17 protein-coding genes are annotated in these 18,220 nt (G+C 52.5%); 13 read left to right on the top strand and 4 right to left on the bottom strand.

Annotated features, from left to right (window positions below):
• Window positions 1–2: 2 nt before the first annotated feature.
• Window positions 3–935 carry a divergent polysaccharide deacetylase family protein gene (locus O1721_RS04460; protein ID WP_017383607.1) on the top strand — a complete coding sequence of 311 codons (933 nt, stop codon included), beginning with the start codon at window positions 3–5 and terminating at the stop codon, window positions 933–935.
• Window positions 936–946: 11 nt separating this feature from the next.
• Here O1721_RS04460 and O1721_RS04455 read toward each other — a convergent pair whose 3' ends face one another.
• Entirely contained in the window at window positions 947–1,747 is an 801-nt protein-coding gene (locus tag O1721_RS04455) for a glycosyltransferase family 2 protein (protein ID WP_032646783.1), read from the bottom strand.
• Window positions 1,748–1,953: 206 nt separating this feature from the next.
• Here O1721_RS04455 and O1721_RS04450 point away from each other — a divergent pair, with 206 nt between their 5' ends.
• Together O1721_RS04450 and O1721_RS04445 are read left to right on the top strand one after the other, a co-directional pair.
• Complete coding sequence (locus O1721_RS04450) at window positions 1,954–3,159, top strand: glycosyltransferase (protein ID WP_017693957.1); 1,206 nt, start codon at window positions 1,954–1,956, stop codon at window positions 3,157–3,159.
• 15 nt (window positions 3,160–3,174) lie between these two features.
• Window positions 3,175–4,089: a hypothetical protein gene (locus O1721_RS04445; RefSeq protein ID WP_015570028.1), complete on the top strand. Its 915-nt coding sequence runs from the start codon at window positions 3,175–3,177 to the stop codon at window positions 4,087–4,089.
• Between the two features lie 26 nt (window positions 4,090–4,115).
• Here the strand turns inward: O1721_RS04445 and tdh are convergent, their stop codons facing one another.
• Both tdh and kbl read right to left on the bottom strand, forming a co-directional pair.
• Window positions 4,116–5,144: an L-threonine 3-dehydrogenase gene (gene tdh / locus O1721_RS04440; RefSeq protein WP_017383610.1), complete on the bottom strand. Its 1,029-nt coding sequence runs from the start codon at window positions 5,142–5,144 to the stop codon at window positions 4,116–4,118.
• A gap of 9 nt (window positions 5,145–5,153) precedes the next feature.
• Complete coding sequence (gene kbl, locus O1721_RS04435; RefSeq protein WP_015570030.1) at window positions 5,154–6,350, bottom strand: glycine C-acetyltransferase; 1,197 nt, start codon at window positions 6,348–6,350, stop codon at window positions 5,154–5,156.
• Window positions 6,351–6,563: 213 nt separating this feature from the next.
• Between kbl and rfaD the strand changes: the two genes are divergently transcribed.
• Genes rfaD through O1721_RS04405 form a run of 6 tightly spaced genes read left to right on the top strand, consistent with a single transcriptional unit; the run spans window position 6,564 to window position 12,749 of the window.
• Window positions 6,564–7,496 (top strand): ADP-glyceromanno-heptose 6-epimerase, encoded by a 933-nt coding sequence (gene rfaD, locus O1721_RS04430; protein ID WP_003860858.1) that lies wholly within the window; start codon window positions 6,564–6,566, stop codon window positions 7,494–7,496.
• Between the two features lie 2 nt (window positions 7,497–7,498).
• A complete protein-coding gene (gene rfaF / locus O1721_RS04425) occupies window positions 7,499–8,545 on the top strand; it encodes an ADP-heptose--LPS heptosyltransferase RfaF (protein WP_015570031.1) in 1,047 nt (348 codons plus the stop codon).
• 3 nt (window positions 8,546–8,548) lie between these two features.
• Window positions 8,549–9,532, top strand: a complete 984-nt coding sequence (gene rfaC / locus O1721_RS04420) for a lipopolysaccharide heptosyltransferase RfaC (RefSeq protein ID WP_032646779.1) — start codon at window positions 8,549–8,551, stop codon at window positions 9,530–9,532.
• 3 nt (window positions 9,533–9,535) lie between these two features.
• Window positions 9,536–10,645 carry a glycosyltransferase family 9 protein gene (locus O1721_RS04415; protein WP_017693958.1) on the top strand — a complete coding sequence of 370 codons (1,110 nt, stop codon included), beginning with the start codon at window positions 9,536–9,538 and terminating at the stop codon, window positions 10,643–10,645.
• A 5-nt stretch (window positions 10,646–10,650) separates the two neighbouring features.
• Complete coding sequence (locus O1721_RS04410) at window positions 10,651–11,550, top strand: glycosyltransferase family 2 protein (protein WP_032646777.1); 900 nt, start codon at window positions 10,651–10,653, stop codon at window positions 11,548–11,550.
• On the top strand, window positions 11,538–12,749 hold the full coding sequence (locus tag O1721_RS04405) for an O-antigen ligase family protein (protein WP_032646775.1): 1,212 nt from the start codon (window positions 11,538–11,540) through the stop codon (window positions 12,747–12,749). Before O1721_RS04410 ends, O1721_RS04405 begins: the two co-directional genes overlap by 13 nt.
• A gap of 26 nt (window positions 12,750–12,775) precedes the next feature.
• Here O1721_RS04405 and O1721_RS04400 read toward each other — a convergent pair whose 3' ends face one another.
• A complete protein-coding gene (locus O1721_RS04400; RefSeq protein ID WP_032646773.1) occupies window positions 12,776–13,729 on the bottom strand; it encodes a polysaccharide deacetylase family protein in 954 nt (317 codons plus the stop codon).
• Between the two features lie 150 nt (window positions 13,730–13,879).
• Between O1721_RS04400 and rfaQ the strand changes: the two genes are divergently transcribed.
• The 4 genes from rfaQ to O1721_RS04380 are packed head-to-tail and all read left to right on the top strand — an operon-like array spanning window position 13,880 to window position 18,178.
• Window positions 13,880–14,950 (top strand): putative lipopolysaccharide heptosyltransferase III, encoded by a 1,071-nt coding sequence (rfaQ, locus tag O1721_RS04395; protein ID WP_072199595.1) that lies wholly within the window; start codon window positions 13,880–13,882, stop codon window positions 14,948–14,950.
• Complete coding sequence (locus O1721_RS04390; RefSeq protein ID WP_032646770.1) at window positions 14,947–16,074, top strand: glycosyltransferase family 4 protein; 1,128 nt, start codon at window positions 14,947–14,949, stop codon at window positions 16,072–16,074. Before rfaQ ends, O1721_RS04390 begins: the two co-directional genes overlap by 4 nt.
• A 2-nt stretch (window positions 16,075–16,076) precedes the next feature.
• A complete protein-coding gene (locus O1721_RS04385; RefSeq protein ID WP_017693963.1) occupies window positions 16,077–17,177 on the top strand; it encodes a glycosyltransferase in 1,101 nt (366 codons plus the stop codon).
• Between the two features lie 11 nt (window positions 17,178–17,188).
• A complete protein-coding gene (locus O1721_RS04380; RefSeq protein ID WP_015570038.1) occupies window positions 17,189–18,178 on the top strand; it encodes a glycosyltransferase in 990 nt (329 codons plus the stop codon).
• The last annotated feature ends 42 nt before the right edge of the window (window positions 18,179–18,220 follow it).

Genomic DNA, 18,220 nt, shown 5'->3' with positions numbered 1-18,220 from the left:
TTTTGCTTCAATTTCGTCGAATTGTTGTTTCCGTAGTCAGCGCACTGGCGCTGGCTGCACCGGTTTATGCAGGCAAACTCGCGATTGTGATTGATGACTTCGGTTATCGACCACACTATGAAAATCAGGTGCTGGCGATGCCGTCAGCCATCTCTGTCGCCGTCCTGCCTAATGCGCCTCACGCGCATGAAATGGCGACCAAAGCGCACAATGGCGGCCATCAGGTCCTCATCCATCTGCCGATGGCCCCCCTCAGCAAGCAGCCGCTGGAAAAAGATACCCTGCGCCCGGACATGAGCAGCGACGAGATCGATCGCATCATCCGCGATGCGTACAATAAAGTGCCGTATGCCGTGGGTCTGAATAACCATATGGGCAGCGCGATGACCTCCAGCCTGTACGGTATGCTTAAAGTGATGCAGGCGCTGGAGCGTTACAATCTCTATTTCCTCGACAGCATGACCATCGGCAACAGCCAGGCGATGCGTGCCGCTCAGGGGACAGGTGTAAAAGTCATCAAGCGCAAAGTATTCCTGGACGACTCCCAGAACGAAGCGGATATCCGCGTGCAGTTCAACCGCGCGGTACAGCTGGCGCGCCGTAACGGTTCGGCGATTGCCATTGGGCATCCGCATCCGTCTACCGTTCGCGTTTTGCAGCAAATGTTGCCGGGCTTACCCGCCGATATTACGCTGGTGCGTCCGAGCGATCTGCTCAATGAACCTCAGGTGGATACTTCTCGTCCGGGTAGCGCGCAACCACCCGCAACGCAGCCGCGTAATCCATTCCGCGGCGTGAAGAACTGCACGCTGAAACAGCCGCCTGAACCGGTCTATGCAACCCGCTTCTTCTCGGTGATTGGCGAAAGCATCAGCAGCAGTACGCTGGTTAAATACGTCCAGCAACAGTGGCAGGGTTGGGGAAAAAAAGCCTGATCGGCTAACGCCTATTCTGCCAGATAAGAGTCCGACTGCTCTTTTGCAACGGACTCTCTCTTTTCCCGATCCTGATACCAGGCTTTGAAATACTTCAAAAAACTGTACGCCGTGGCATAAAACCCTGTCACCACACCTACTTTGCCCTGACGCCAGGCACCACTAAACAGATACCATTTGAAAAATGCGCCGATAGCGCTGATCGCGCCGCGACCAAGAGAGGGACGTATCGTCTGATATTGAACCAGGCGAGTGGTATATCCGTTTAATTTATTAAAAAGTTCATGCAGCGAATGAAACGTCTCATGTCTGACATAACCTGGAATACGTTCAGAACGGAGAAAACCTTCAACCTGATCGTCTACTGGCCGATTATTAAATCGCGACTGCGTACGGTTAAAAAGACGCACCGGATAATCCGGTGATGAGACGGGATAAATCGTTCGGACATTTTCTCCCAGAACAAACCAGTGACGACATATCCGCCACGCCATATCCGGTTCGGGTTCATCGCCCATTTTTAATTTTAAAATAGCATCAACGGTTTCTTGATCGAGTATTTCGTCACTGTCCATGCACAGCACCCAGTCGTTGTGCGCATGGGATACGGCATGGTTCATCTGCTCGCCGTGCCAGCTATATTTTTTGAATATGGGCGACAATCCATAACTTTGGCAAATATATATCGTCGAGTCTGTACTTCCGGAATCCACTATAACGAATTCATCTGCTATTTTTAAAAGAGGAGGAATAACATCGTGCAACGTTCTTTCGGAGTTAAACGTTAATAAGCAGACCGTTATTTTAAACATATTTTCACTCTCTCAATAACAACATAAAATTTTTGCACTCATACTATCGAATTGAGAAGAGGCGATTAAAGTCTTAAATCGCACTTTTAAAATAAGCGCGTTTAAAATGTTTTCTTGTAAAAAGACAAAGAAATACAAAAAATCTATTTTATTTCAGTAAATTCTTTATAATGCGGTCAGATGAAGGGTAGCATACGGATTCAGACATGCCGCAAAAACGTAAAATCCTCCTCCTGGACACGGGCAAAGAATGGGGGGGAGGTACCAACAGTATGCTTGAGCTTCTGAAGCGAATCAACCGCGACAAATTCGACATTACCTGTTGTTTTTACAGTGATTATAGTCGTGCTGAAGGTCAAACGATTGGCCAGGTGCTCAATAGCATTGGGATCCCGCTACTCGTTATCCCTCAACGTAAGCAACCGGCATGGGCAAAACTACTGAAAGAAGCGGGACGTGGTCTGCTGTTTTTTTCGCGTTCAGCGCGCAAAGCATTTACGCGGCATATCGATACCCTGTGGCGCATTCGCCCCAACGTCAGCAAGATCGAGACCATTTTCAGGGAAGGTGGATTCGATACGCTGTATATGAACAACCAGCCAGGCTCTAACGAAGAAGGGTATCTGGCGGGCGCAAACCTGCATGCGCGGATAATCCAGCACTGCCGGATTGAACCGGTGCTGACCCCGCCGCTGGTGAAGTTGGTCAATGCGCATGCCACAAAAATCATCGCCGTCTCGCACGGCGTTGAACGCGTGTTGCTTCAGCATGGCGTCCGGCCAGCGCTGTGTACCACGGTCAACAACGCCATCGACATCCACCAGCCTTTGCCCGACCGACGCGCGATGCGCCAGCGCCTGAACATTGATGACGACACGTTTGTGTTCGGCAGCATTGGCTCGCTAATCCCTCGCAAAGCCAACCACCATACGCTGGAGGCGCTGGCACAGTTCAGCCAGAGGCACCCGCAGGCAAAATGGAAGATGGTGCTGGTCGGTGAAGGGGCGGAGCGCGGCGCACTGGCGGCACAGGCTGACGCGCTGGGTATTGCTGAGCACGTCATTTTTACCGGTTTCCAGAACACGCCTTTTGACTATCTCGCCACCTTTGACGCATTTATTCTGGCTTCGAAGAGCGAAGGTCTGCCGCGCGTCGTGCTGGAGGCAATGCTGCTGAATATTCCCGTGATTGGTTCAAAGGTGACCGGCACGGCAGAATTGATCGATCATGAGTCGACCGGCCTGCTGTTTCCCTGGAGCGACGTGTCGCAACTTGCTCAACATCTGGATAATATCTGGCAGGATCCTGCTCTGCGCGCCCGGCTCGCCGCTGCCGCACACCAGAATGTCTGCAACATGTATGCCATTGAAAGCTATGTTAACGGTGTCGAGGCCGTTCTTGGCGCGCAATAACCAAACGAGAAGAACATGTTTAAATTCCTGAATGCTCGCTACCGCCACATTACCGGGCGTCATAACATTCCTTACGCTTCCCTTCCGGTCACGCGCGATCTCGTTGCGGTGGATTCCATTGTGATCCCGTGTACGGGCGCGGATTTCGTCGAAGAGGCGTTATTGTCAGCGACCTTTGCAGAGCGTTATGCCACCGACGTCAGCGAGATTGTTATCGTCAGCGATCAGCCTGAATCCGCTTTCGGCGAGCTGCCGCCAAAAACCCGCGTTGTTACCCTCACGCTTCCAAAACGTGAAGAAGGTTACCGCTATAAGCAGATCTACCTCAGTCGTCTGGTGAAGCTTAACGCTCCGTTGCAGGCGCGCGGTGAAGGTGTGCTGATGATCGACTCCGATCTCAACCTGCTTAAAATGCCAGAGATCAACATGGCGGATATGCACATCTACTCCAGCTTCCGTCAGGGCAAAATGATTGCCAAGCTGGACGGCGCGCCAGCGGAGAAAGTGCCGGCATATTACAAAGAAACGGTGCGTCCGTATCTGGTCGATCACGTTAACGGCGCGTTTCTTGCCGCCACCAAAAAGACCTGGCGCCGTATCTGCCCGCTGTGGCTGACGCTGTTCCAGGATACCTGGGAGCTGATGGACGACACGCAGCCGCCGACCGATCAGCTGCCGCTCGCTGCGCTGCTGGACATGCTGGATGTAAAAACGGTTAACCTGGGCGACTGGATGAACTGGCCGGTCTCCAAGAAGATCGGCGGTCAGGAAGCCGTTGTGCCGAAAGAGGTGATTGGCGCGCACGGTGGTTTCCCGCTTTCCGAATGGCAGAAGTATCTGGAATCGCCGGATAACAAACTGCTGTTCAAAGGCCAGGATTACACCCGCAAGGTGCGTTACCTGACGGACGAAGAGAAAAAGAATCAGTAAAAAAGGGGCCGCTGGCCCCTTTTTAATTACTTATCCCAGCTCAGGATCACTTTCCCTGACTGGCCGGACCGCATTGCGTCAAAGCCCTGCTGGAACTCATCGATGGAGAAACGGTGAGTGATAATCGGGGACAGATCCAGACCGGACTGGATCAGCGCGGCCATCTTGTACCAGGTTTCGAACATCTCACGGCCATAGATGCCCTTAATGAACAGCCCCTTGAAGATGACTTTGTTCCAGTCAATGGACATATCTGACGGCGGAATACCCAGCATCGCGATACGGCCACCGTGGTTCATGGTGTCGAGCATGGTGCGGAACGCCGGTGGCGCGCCGGACATCTCCAGACCCACGTCAAAGCCTTCGGTCATGCCCAGCTCTTCCATCACATCGGTCAGGCTCTCTTTCGAGACATCCACCGCGCGGGTGACGCCCATTTTGCGCGCCAGCGACAGGCGGTATTCGTTCACGTCGGTGATCACCACGTTGCGCGCACCCACATGCTTCGCCACGGCTGCCGCCATAATGCCGATGGGGCCCGCGCCGGAAACCAGCACGTCTTCACCCACCAGGTCGAAGGAGAGCGCCGTGTGTACCGCGTTGCCGAACGGGTCGAAAATGGAGGCCAGATCGTCAGAGATATTGTCCGGGATTTTGAACGCGTTAAACGCCGGGATCACCAGGTATTCCGCGAAGCAGCCCGGACGGTTCACGCCCACGCCGACGGTGTTGCGGCACAGGTGGGTACGCCCACCGCGACAGTTACGGCAGTGACCGCAGGTAATGTGGCCTTCACCGGAGACGCGATCGCCAATGTTGAAGCCTTTTACTTCCTGGCCGATACCCACCACTTCGCCGACATATTCGTGACCGACAACCATCGGTACCGGAATGGTTTTCTGCGACCACTGGTCCCAGTTGTAGATGTGAACGTCAGTACCGCAGATGGCGGTTTTACGAATTTTGATCAGCAGATCGTTATGACCGACTTCCGGCTCCGGCACGTCGGTCATCCAAATCCCTTCTTCCGCTTTCAGTTTGGATAACGCTTTCATCATACGTCCTCAGGCAATGACGCCCAGCTGTTTGCCGATGCGGGTAAAGGCTTCCACCGCACGTTCAATTTGTTCAGGCGAGTGCGCCGCAGACATCTGGGTGCGGATACGCGCCTGACCTTTTGGTACCACCGGGAAGAAGAACCCGGTCACGTAAATCCCTTCTTTCTGAAGCTCACGAGCAAATTTCTGCGCGACAACCGCGTCGCCCAGCATCACCGGAATGATCGCGTGATCGGCACCGGCCAGGGTGAATCCTGCGGCACTCATTTTTTCGCGGAACAGGCGGGCGTTAGCCCACAGGCGGTCGCGCAGCTCAGCCCCGGATTCCACCATCTCCAGCACTTTAATGGAGGCAGCCACAATCGCCGGCGCCAGGGAGTTGGAGAACAGATACGGGCGGGAGCGCTGGCGCAGCCACTCGACCACCTCTTTACGCGCGGCGGTGTAGCCGCCAGACGCGCCGCCGAGCGCTTTGCCCAGCGTACCGGTGATGATATCCACGCGGCCCATTACGTCGCAGTATTCGTGGGAGCCACGACCGTTTTCGCCGACAAAACCGACCGCGTGAGAGTCATCCACCATCACCAGCGCGTCGTATTTATCCGCCAGATCGCACACGCCCTTCAGGTTGGCGATCACACCGTCCATGGAGAACACGCCGTCGGTGGCGATCAGGACGTGGCGAGCCCCTGCTTCACGGGCCTCTTTCAGGCGCGCTTCCAGCTCCACCATGTCGTTGTTGGCGTAGCGGAAACGCTTCGCTTTGCACAGGCGTACGCCGTCGATGATGGAGGCGTGGTTCAGGGCGTCGGAGATAATCGCGTCTTCTGCGCCGAGCAGGGTCTCAAACAGACCGCCGTTGGCGTCGAAGCAGGAGGAGTACAGAATCGCGTCTTCCATTCCGAGGAAGTTCGCCAGCTTTTGCTCAAGCTGCTTGTGGCTGTCCTGCGTACCGCAGATAAAGCGAACGGAGGCCATACCGAAACCGTGGGTGTCCATGCCGTTTTTCGCCGCGGCAATTAGCTCAGGGTGATTCGCAAGACCTAAATAGTTGTTCGCGCAAAAGTTGATCACATGGCTGCCGTCGGCAACGGTGATGTCCGCCTGCTGGGCAGACGTGATAATACGCTCTTCTTTGAACAACCCTTCCGCACGTGCGGTGTCGAGGTCGCTGTTTAACTGTTTGTAAAAATCACCACGCATTGCAATTCTCCAGACTCGGCAAATTTTGGCACATATTACCCAAACCAATAGTTCATGACGAGATGACGCAGTATCTCTTCTCGTTTTTGCAGCATAAATCACGCGTACCCCTGCTGCATATCGGTGAATGGCTGAAGCCTGAGCATTGTGATGATATGATAAAGAGATTAGCGTTCGGGATATTCCCCGACTCATACTTCAAAGGTTACAGTTATGATCATCGTTACTGGCGGCGCGGGCTTTATCGGCAGCAATATTGTTAAGGCCCTCAATGACAAAGGCATCACCGACATTCTGGTGGTGGACAACCTGAAAGACGGCACCAAGTTCGTGAACCTGGTGGATCTGAACATCGCTGACTACATGGATAAAGAAGACTTCCTTATCCAGATTATGGCGGGTGAAGAGTTCGGCGAGATCGAAGCCATCTTCCACGAAGGTGCGTGCTCCTCCACCACCGAGTGGGACGGCAAGTACATGATGGATAACAACTATCAGTACTCCAAAGAGCTCCTGCACTACTGCCTGGAGCGTGAAATTCCGTTCCTGTACGCCTCTTCCGCGGCAACTTACGGTGGGCGCACTTCAGATTTCATCGAATCCCGCGAATATGAGCAGCCGCTGAACGTTTACGGTTACTCCAAGTTCCTGTTTGATGAGTACGTACGTCAGATCCTGCCAGAAGCGAACTCGCAGATTGTCGGCTTCCGCTACTTCAACGTCTACGGGCCGCGCGAAGGCCACAAAGGCAGCATGGCGAGCGTGGCGTTCCACCTGAACACCCAGTTAAATAACGGCGAAAGCCCGAAACTGTTCGAAGGCAGCGACGGCTTCAAGCGTGACTTCGTCTACGTGGGCGATGTGGCGGCAGTAAACCTGTGGTTCCTGGAAAATGGCGTGTCCGGCATTTTCAACCTGGGCACCGGCCGCGCGGAATCCTTCCAGGCGGTGGCAGACGCGACGCTGGCGTACCATAAGAAAGGCAGCATCGAGTACATTCCGTTCCCGGATAAGCTGAAAGGCCGCTACCAGGCATTCACCCAGGCGGACCTGACTAACCTGCGCGCCGCAGGCTACGACAAGCCGTTCAAGACCGTTGCCGAAGGCGTAACGGAATATATGGCCTGGCTGAACCGCGACGCATAAGCATGAAAATTCTGGTGATCGGCCCGTCATGGGTGGGCGACATGATGATGTCGCAAAGTCTCTATCGCACGCTCAAGGCGCGTTATCCCCAGGCGATAATCGACGTGATGGCACCCGCATGGTGCCGTCCGCTGTTATCGCGTATGCCGGAAGTGAACGAGGCGATCCCGATGCCGCTCGGACACGGGGCGCTGGAAATCGGTGAACGCCGCAAACTCGGCCACAGCCTGCGCGAGAAACGCTATGACCGCGCGTACGTGCTGCCTAACTCCTTCAAATCCGCCCTTGTGCCCTTCTTTGCGGGCATCCCGCACCGTACCGGCTGGCGCGGTGAAATGCGCTACGGCCTGCTGAACGACGCCCGGGTGCTGGATAAAGAGGCCTGGCCGCTGATGGTGGAGCGCTACGTGGCGCTGGCCTACGACAAAGGCGTGATGCGCAGCGCGAAAGATCTGCCGCAGCCGCTGCTGTGGCCGCAGCTCCAGGTAAGCGATGGGGAGAAATCCCACACCTGCAACGCATTTGGCATTTCGTCCGAACGCCCGATGATTGGGTTTTGCCCTGGCGCAGAATTCGGTCCGGCAAAACGCTGGCCGCACTATCACTATGCAGAGCTGGCGAAACAGCTTATCGACGAAGGCTATCAGATTGTGCTGTTTGGCTCGGCGAAAGATCATGAGGCGGGCAATGAAATTCTCGCCACGCTGAGCACCGAGCAACAGGCATGGTGCCGCAACCTGGCCGGGGAAACGCAACTCGAGCAGGCGGTTATCCTGATTGCCGCCTGTAAGGCCGTGGTCAGTAACGACTCTGGCCTGATGCACGTCGCCGCCGCGCTGGATCGTCCCTTGGTCGCGCTGTATGGCCCAAGCAGCCCGGACTTCACGCCGCCGCTGTCGCACAAGGCGCGCGTGATCCGTTTGATCACCGGCTACCACAAGGTGCGCAAAGGCGATGCCGCAGAAGGTTACCATCAGAGCCTGATCGACATTACCCCGCAGCGTGTTCTCGAAGAACTCAACGCACTGCTGTTGAGCGAAGAAGGATAACGGATGCGGGTATTGATCGTTAAAACCTCCTCAATGGGTGATGTTCTGCATACGCTGCCGTCGCTGACGGACGCCATGCGGGCCATTCCCGGCATCCGTTTTGACTGGGTGGTGGAAGAAGGCTTCGCGCAGATCCCCACCTGGCATGAAGCGGTTGATCGCGTGATCCCGGTGGCCATTCGCCGCTGGCGCAAAGCATGGTTCTCCGCACAGATTAAAGCCGAACGCAAAGCCTTCCGCGAAGCGGTGCAGGCCCGGCGTTACGACGCGATCGTCGACGCCCAGGGGCTGGTGAAAAGCGCCGCGCTGGTCACGCGTCTGGCGCACGGCGTAAAGCACGGCATGGACTGGCAAACCGCCCGCGAACCGCTGGCGAGCCTGTTCTATAATCGTCGCCACCATATTGCGAAGCAGCAGCACGCCGTGGAACGTACCCGCGAGCTGTTCGCTAAGAGTCTCGGCTATGCAAAACCCGACCTCCAGGGTGACTACGCCATCGCACAGCATTTTCTGCGCGAAACGGACAAGGATATCGCGCCCTATCTGGTCTTCCTGCATGCCACAACGCGCGACGATAAGCACTGGCCGGAAACGCACTGGAGAAGGCTGATTGAACTAATGCAACCTTGCGGTATCCATATTAAACTCCCGTGGGGCGCTGAACATGAGCGGCAGCGAGCGGAACGTCTGGCAGCAGGTTTTTCCCACGTCGAGGTGTTACCCAAACTCACGCTGGCGCAGGTTGCCGCACAGCTGGCGGGCGCTAACGCCGTCGTTTCTGTGGATACAGGGTTAAGCCATTTAACCGCCGCACTGGATCGTCCTAATATCACGATTTTCGGCCCGACCGATCCGGGGTTGATCGGGGGTTACGGTAAAAACCAGCATCAGATGGTCAGCCCTACGCAACAAACGAAGGATATTAGCGCAGATGCTATTTTTTCATTTTTACAGGGCAGCCATCGGCTTTCCAACAGGGATATTTAACCCATGAGTTATGTATTTCTGCTGATTTTACTCTTTCCGGTGAAACTCATCCGGAAGCTGTTTCGAAAGGACACGGGCAAGAACCTTGTCATTCAGACAGCCAAAATCGGTGACTTTATTAATGCGACGCCTCTTCTGGCATATCTGCAAAAAAGCGATGTGTTGATCAGTCGCAGCGTTGGCGCGCTGGCGAAGCATGATGAGACTATTGAGCAGATCTATTTTATTGAGCAGCATAAGCGCAACCTGTGGCGTAAACTGTGCTTCGCGTGCAGGATCATGAACCGCTACGACAACGTCTACCTGCTACAGCCCAACAGCGTGAACCTCTTTTTTGCCGCCGTCTGCAATGCCAAAAACAAACAATTTTTAAGCATTTACACGCGCAGGTGGTATCACGGGATTTTCTATCTCGCGGCCGACGGTACCGTTGAGCATGGCAAAAAAACGCTTTCGGTGACGAACTACCTGAAACTGGCCGACCGCTCGCTCACGTGGCAAGACTCTCCCAAGCACGCCACAAAGCCACTCTTCAAGCCGACGACCTGGCCGGCCATTCTTGATAAACCTGGCGTTATCCGCATCGGCATCAGTATTGCGGCGGGCAATAAAGCCAAAACCGTCCCTCCGGTTATCTGGAAGCGGATTGTTGATCAACTCGCTGATTTACCCTGCGAGTTTTATGTCTTCGGCGCGCCAAACGAACAGTCGTGGATGGACGATATCACCCGTCTTTACGGTGACATCCCCAATTTTATCAATCTTATTGGCAAAATTTCGCTGGAAGAGCTTCCCTGGGCCATTTCTAAGATGGACTGCTATATCGCGTCTGACTCGGGGAATGTCTACATCGCAGACGCCGTCGGCGTGCCGGTGGTCCTGCTGTTTGGACCGTGTTGTCACTATGAACAGCGTCCGCTTGGCAATGTGATGCTGATCGGGAATGACGATAACATTTGTTCTTATGTGTTTGAAACGCGCTATTACTTCCCGCAAGAACGGGAAGCGCTATTCTCTGTCACTGACTCCGCGTTACACGATCTTCAGCAGTTTATCCGTACATTACCAAAAGCCCGCTCACTGGCTAGCGCTACCGACGCTCAAGGAAACTAATTTTTATGGCTTTTTTAAGCGTCATTATTGCTGCGCATAACGCTGAAGCTACGCTGCACGCCACGCTTTCAAGCCTGCTGGCAGCAACCGATCAGGACACTGAAATTATTATTTTCAATGACAGTTCTGAGGATGCCACGCAGGCAATAATTGATGAGTGGTCGCCGAAATTTCCTCAGATCATAACGCGCAACGTGAACTTTCGTAACGTAGGCCGGGTAAGAAACAGCGCTGTCGCGCTGGCATCGGGTGAGTATATTACGATGCTCGACAGTGACGATTGCTTAAAGCCGGGCAGCCTCAGGGACGCAATGGCCTACCTGAAAGCACAACGTCCGGATATGTTACTGACACGTTTGCTTGAGATTCGCGATCCCCGGAGAATGACTTCAGACTGGCAGGGATTTAATCCTGTGCCATTGTCACAACATGAAGCAATTGCTCGTTTCTTACGTCATAAAGACTTTCAGGCACATCTCATTGGCCAGTTTATTCATCGTAGTCTTTACGAGAAAAATCCCATACCTCCGATGTTATGTTATGAGGATTTCGCTGTCTTCCCGGGAATGTTGATGCAATCGAGCAAAATAGCCTATCAACGCCAGGGGCATTATTATTACATCAAGCGTCGCGACAGTTTGTCGAGCAGTCTGGACGCCAGTAAAATTTCAACGCTTGTCGAATGCACGTTACAGATGGAAAGAACATTTCCGTCACGCTACAAACATCTCGTCAATTGCCACTGGTTTGATATTTACAGCAACCATCGGAAATATCTTACAGGTCAGCAGCTCAAAACCGTTAAGTCACGAGTAACAGCACTTTATTCTTTATCATTTTTCTTATCCAGCGATGTTCGCTTCAGCTATAAAAAAAGGGTTATTGAGGCATTATGGAAAAAATAAAGTTAAAAACTTACCAGTTAACACTCGCATTGAGCCTTATCTCTTTAGCTCTTGTCCTTGTTAATTCAGGGAAACAACGAGAGTTTTTCTATATTGCAATATATGCAAGTATCTTGGGTTTGGTGTTTGAGTATAAAAAAATCTCCTGGCATCCTTTTAGTATCGCCTATCCTATTATGCTGGTAGGATTACTTAACCTTATTTGGTATGTCACTTATGAATTGCATAATGAGGGATTAAACGCATACAGTGATTATCTTGGATCGAGTAAAAAATTAATTCTGGCAAGCCTTTTGATTTTTTACCTTGACCGTTTCAAAAATTATGTAACAAAAGATAATTTTGTGAAATACTTCTTAATTAGTACAGCTGTAGGTTATACCCTTGCCACAGCTTATGGCTTTTATCAGGCTGTACAAGGTATTAATCGCGTAGAGATGGCTATAAACCGTCCAACTATCGCAGCGTATGTATATTCTGTTCTATCATTAGCCTTTGTTTACAGCTTATACCTAAAGAAGAATGTGAAATTATACCTTCTGGCAGGCGTCGTAGTCCTGATATCTTTCTTCGTGATTCTTTTGACTGCCACGCGTGCCTCCATGGGCCTTTACCTGTTAATGGCTATTATTCTTACACTTTATCATTTCCGAAAAATTCACCTTAAATCATTAATGATTTTTTTATGCATCGTTACAGGGATCATAGCCGTAAGCTATAAGCCATTGATTTCTCCTAAAATTCAACAAACAGTGACTGAGATAACTAAATATCAGAAAGGGCATGATGCAACTTCTCTGGGGGCTCGTTTTTCGATGTGGAACGTGGGTCTTATGACTGGCATTGCGCATCCACTGGGACAGTCTATTGAAAGCAGGGAATCATGGGTTCGAAATTATGTCGCAAATGGACATCAACATGTTGCAGCAGCGCTCGGTTACATTCGAATTCATTTGCACAATGAATTTATTGAAAAATATTCACTGCAAGGCATTCCTGGACTGCTAATTTTATGCTTCTTTTTTATTTCGATAATAGCTTACTCTATTAGAAGTAAAAACGGTTTGCTGCTGACGTCGATGCTTCTTTTGCTTTTGTATGGACTGACGGATGTCATACTGCTCAGTTCAGAAGCCTTAATCTTCTTTATGATTTTGTTTGCGTTAAGTACACCTTTCTCACAAACAAAACAGCAATAACAAATATGCCCGCCTGGCGGGCATAACTATTTTTTGTACTGGTAAAACTCCGCCAGCGTCATCCCCACGGTCTTATCTGATAACCAGGTAAAGAGCTGCTCCAGATCCTGATACAGCCCCTCAATCGCGGCCTCGTCTTTAAAAGTAGGGCTCCCGCCAGGCATAAATTCCGACGAATGCAGCATGAATTCCACGTAGTCATTCCCCTGAGCCAGGCACTGCTGCGCAACCTTAATCATCTCCGCCGCATTTCCTCCGGACGGACGTAACCAGTTAACTGACGGAGAACGGTATTTACCGCGCAGACGATCATAACCCTGCTTCAGGGAATTCAGCCATGCCGGGTGTTTATACTGGATGCTCATCGGCACTTCGAGGAGAGGGCTGTTTCCCGGCCGGGAAATGTCGTCTACATCCAAAAAGTAGGCACTATCGGGAAAATGCTGGTAATTCGTTCCGCCATTACCCTGCGGGGCACCTTTCGCGTTGCGCCAGTTCACGCGCGGCGTAACGGAACAATCTACCTGATACCCCAGCTCAATCAGCAACTGGGCGTAACGGCTGTCGAATGCCCAGCGCCCGGCGCGATGGCTGAGCATTTTTGTCTGGAAAGTCTCTTCCAGTAAGCGGGTCATGAAGAGCACTTTCTCACGCATGACCTCGTCTGAAAACTCAATCAGATAAGGCTGCCAGCGCCAGTCATCACCGGTCAGATCGTGCTCCGGAGGGCTATTCCAGGCATGGAGATGCATTCCCACCTCACCCTGGCCGCGGGCTATGACCTCTTTCGCGAACTCAATGAATACCGGTTCGACTGCCATCTCGTAGTTGGTCAGCCAGACGGGCTTAAAGCCGAAGCGTTCACAAAGCGCCTGAAACCGCGCCAGGTAGCGCGCGTTTTCCGTTTTGATCACCCGGTGGTTCTGCCAGAGATTATCCCCTTCGGTATCGATCGTGATGATAAACGCTGGTTTTTTCATAATGAGCCCGCAAGACAAAATAGTTAGCGCTATGTTACGCACGCCCGAAAGCAGGAGTAAACCCTTCCAGGGAAATTCCTGACATTATGGAGAAAGAGTGCAAGTCGTTACCAGGTCTATTAGAATTGCCAATAGTACAACGCCGATAAGATGATGATGAATAACTTACCTGACACGCCTGATTTGCGCATTTTACTGATCAAACTTCGCCATCATGGTGACATGTTACTCACCACCCCCGTCATCAATTCATTACGCCAGAAATGGCCTGAAGCCCAAATCGACGTGCTTCTCTATGAAGAGACGCGAGACATGCTCGCCGCGCATCCGGCAATCGGGACGATCTATGGTATCGATCGTAAATGGAAGCAGCTGGGGACGCTGAAGCACCTGCAAAAAGAGTGGCAGTTGCTTCGTGCTTTACGTGCTCAGCATTATCATCTGGTGATCAATCTTGCCGATCAGTGGCGCAGCGCGATTGTTACCCGCTTCACCGGTGCACCGGTTCGGCTCGGGTTCGCCTTTAACAAGCGCAATAATGCCTTCTGGCGTTTTTGTCACAGTGAACTGGTCTCGGTCGCCAGCCATCAGTCGTTGCACACCGTTGAACAAAATCTCTCCATACTGTCAGCGCTGCCGGTAATGGCCAACCCTACCGTGACCATGGCTTATAGCGCGGATGACTGGCGTCATGCTCACCAAAAGCTGACGCAAAAGGGCGTAGGAGACCGCTACATCGTTATTCAACCCACTTCACGCTGGTTCTTTAAGTGCTGGGACGAAGGCAAAATGGCGCAAACTATCGCCGCGTTGCAGCAGGACGGCCACACTATCGTCCTCACGGCGGGACCGGATAAGAAAGAGCTGGCGATGATTGACCGCATTCTTGCCGCCTCCCCGCAGACGGGTGTTGTATCGCTGGCAGGGCAGTTAACCCTGCGCCAGCTGGCCTCGCTAATCGATCACGCGATCCTGTTCATTGGCGTTGACTCCGTACCCATGCACATGGCCGCCGCTCTTCAGACGCCCTGCGTGGCGCTGTTTGGCCCGTCAAAATTGACGTTCTGGTCGCCATGGCAGGTTAACGGAGAGGTCATCTGGGCAGGTAACTACGGCCCGCTTCCCAACCCTGACGCCATTGATACAAAAACGACGGAACGTTATCTCGACGCCATCCCCGTTGATGCTGTCGTCTCCGCCGCAAGGAGATACCTGCAATGAAGCTTCATCGTCTGGCCATTGTGCGCCAAAAATATCGTCCGGATGGGGGAGCAGAACGTTTTGTCTCCAGGGCACTTACCGCGCTGAGCAATCAAAATCTTGAGCTCAACGTCATCACCCGCGAGTGGCAGGGCGAAAAGCAGGACGACTGGCATATTCATATTTGCGATCCCCGGAAGTGGGGCCGCATCAGCCGTGAGCGCGGCTTTGCACACGCCGCACGCGCGCTGTGGCAGCAACAGCAGTTTGATATTGTCCAGAGCCACGAACGTATTCCGGGCTGCGATATTTACCGCGCCGGGGATGGTGTACATCGACGCTGGCTGCTACAGCGTACGCGTATTCTCCCCGCCTGGCGTGCGAAGCTGCTTATGCACGATCGCTATCACCGCTACGTGATGCACGCAGAACGTGAAATGTACCAGGCTCCCGAGTTGAAAGCCGTTATCTGTAATGCGGAGATGATCAAGCGCGAAATCGTCGAAGACTTTGATATTGACGCAAAAAAGATACATGTGATTTATAATTCAATAGATTCCAGCCGCTTCGTTCCGGCAGAAGAGAGGCAACGCGCTGTACTGCGTCAGCAATTTGGCTTACCCGCTGATGCCGTCATTTTCTGCTTCGTGGGTTCAGGGTTTGAACGCAAGGGGCTGGCAAGCGCTATTCGGGCTATAGCAGGAACCTTGGCGTGGCTGGTTGTGGTCGGTCAGGATAAAGCGGAAAGCCGTTATCGCGACCTCGCCCGTTCATTAGGCTGTGAGGGGCAAATCCGTTTCCTGGGGATGCAAAAAGAGACGCTGCCATTTTATCAGCTTTCTGATGGTTTACTGCTGCCGACGCTGTATGATCCTTTCCCTAACGTCATACTTGAAGCAATGGCCTGTGGATTGCCCGTCATTACGTCAGAGAGTTGCGGTGGTTCAGAATTTATTGAGCAAGGCCAGAACGGGTTTTACTGTGATGCACTTGATATCCACACATTGAAGGAGGCCGTCATGTCCATCCCTTCACTGGAAAAAAATAACAATATGGGGCTTGCGGCGCGTGAACGCGTCAGAGAAGCAACCCCTGAAAAACTATCAAGTCAGCTTATTTCGCTTTATCAAAAATTACTGGATTAATAATGCGCATCCTAATGATTATTGATGGTTTACCCGGTGGAGGAGCCGAAAAAACGGTTCTCACCCTCTCCAGCGGACTGACAGAACTGGGGCATCAGGTCACCCTTTTCTCCTTACGGAAGGTGTGCGACTACGCCATTCCGGAAGGCATCGATTTTCAGGTTGTGCAGGATACCTGTAAAAAACCCTGGCGGAAGCTGACCGAGATCCCGCGTCGCGCCCGTTTGCTGGATCGCGCCATCGAGCAGGCAGAACGCAGCGGTAAATTTGATGTCGTCTTCTCACATCTGCATAAAACCGACCGTATCGTGGCGCACAGCCGCGTGCTGGATCGGGATAAGGTCTGGTTCTGCGTACACGGGATGTTCTCCTTCTCCTATTTGCGCCATCGCAGCGGGCTTTCTCGCTGGTTTAAGCATTATAAAATTCGTCATACCTATGAAAACCGCAACGTGGTGGCGGTATCCGGCGCCGTGCTGCACGATCTGTCTGAGGTACTCGCGATCCCCCTGCGGCGCAAAGCGGTTATCCATAACCCCTTTGATATCCCTGAAATTCAGCGTCTGGCGGAAGCGCCCTTTGAGATGCAGGGGCAGGATTACATTATCCACGTTGGCCGTTTTCATGAACATAAACGTCACGACCGGCTGCTGCGGGCGTTTGCGCTGAGCAAGATCGACGCATCGCTGGTGTTGATGGGCAAAGGTTCTGACGCGAAAATAAATCAGCTCAAACAGCTTGCCGCTAAGCTGGGAATTGAAAACAAGATCGTCTTCCGCCCGTTCGAAACCAACCCCTACCCGTGGATCAAAGGGGCACGCCTTTTAGTGTTAAGTTCCGACTGCGAAGGTTTTGGTAATGTACTGGTAGAGTCCATTATCTGTCAGACCCCACCGGTGAGTACAAACTGCCCTGGCGGCCCTGCTGAGATCCTTACTGGCCCCCTGGCGCGTGGTCTGACAGCGTTAACCGACGAATCACTGGCGAAAACACTGGCAGAACTGTATGCCTCTCCGCCGGTTGTTGATCGCGAAACGATCGCATCGTTCGGTATCAACGCCATTTGCCAGCAATACATTGCTTTGGTCGACAACCAAAAATAATCAGGTTTCATATGCAAAATTCAGCGCCTTTATTAAGCGTGGTGGTGGCCGTTTATAACGGTGAAGCTTTTCTCGATCAGTTCTTTACCTGCCTTGTAAATCAACACATCGACAGTATGGAAGTCATCATCGTGAATGACGGCTCCACTGACCGCTCGATGCAGATTGTCGAAAAATGGCGCGAAAAGCTGCCACAGATGCAGGTTATTGAACAACCTAATCAGGGCGTGTCCATCGCGCGTAATACTGGCCTGGCCGTTGCGACCGGGCAGTATCTCTCTTTCCCGGATATTGATGATGTCTTCAAACCCGGCATGTACCAGCGTCTGCTGGATATGGCCGTCACGCAGAACCTGGATGTCGCCACCTGCAATGGCAACTACGTCTGGGAAAATAACAAAAAACCGTCTCGCCCTATTTTCCCTGAAGATAAGCTCGCCTCAACGGGCGTCATGAATGGCGCGGCATGGTTAAAAAAGGCGCTGGATTCACGTAAGTTCCTGCATGTGACCTGGCTGAATATCTATCGTCACGATTTTATTCGTCAGCACGGCTTCCGTTTCGAGCCAGGCCTGCGCCATCAGGATATCCCGTGGACGACTGAGGTGCTGCTTGCCGCGGAACGCGTTCAATACACCAGCGAACGCTTTTACGACTACTACATTCACTCCGCCTCGGTATCGCACACCCCGGATAATGACGACACGCTGATTCGCTCTGCGCGCCATTATATGAAGATCCTGAAGATGCTTGATGCCATTAACCAGCGCTACCCGGATAAAGTGAAAAATATCCCGGCCTGTTACTGGCAAATCGCTAAAGAGGGTCTGGGAATTATTCATACCTTCGACAACATGAAGGATGAGGCGAAGAAATCAATGATAATCAAAGAGTTCTTCGACACCGGGATCTGGAAGCTCATCTGGAAAAGTGCCAAAAGCCCGCGTTTGCGCTGGCGCCTGGGCCGGCGCTACTTCCGTTTAAAACGGTATCTGGCATAAGAGATAGCTTTAGCACGCTTAAATGCTTAGAATTTCCCGGCC

It is taken from the genome of Enterobacter cloacae complex sp. HYC033_NIDB (genome assembly GCF_056673335.1).
The sequence above is the reverse complement of the archived record's forward strand: the minus strand, read 5'-3'. Positions and strand labels throughout refer to the sequence as shown.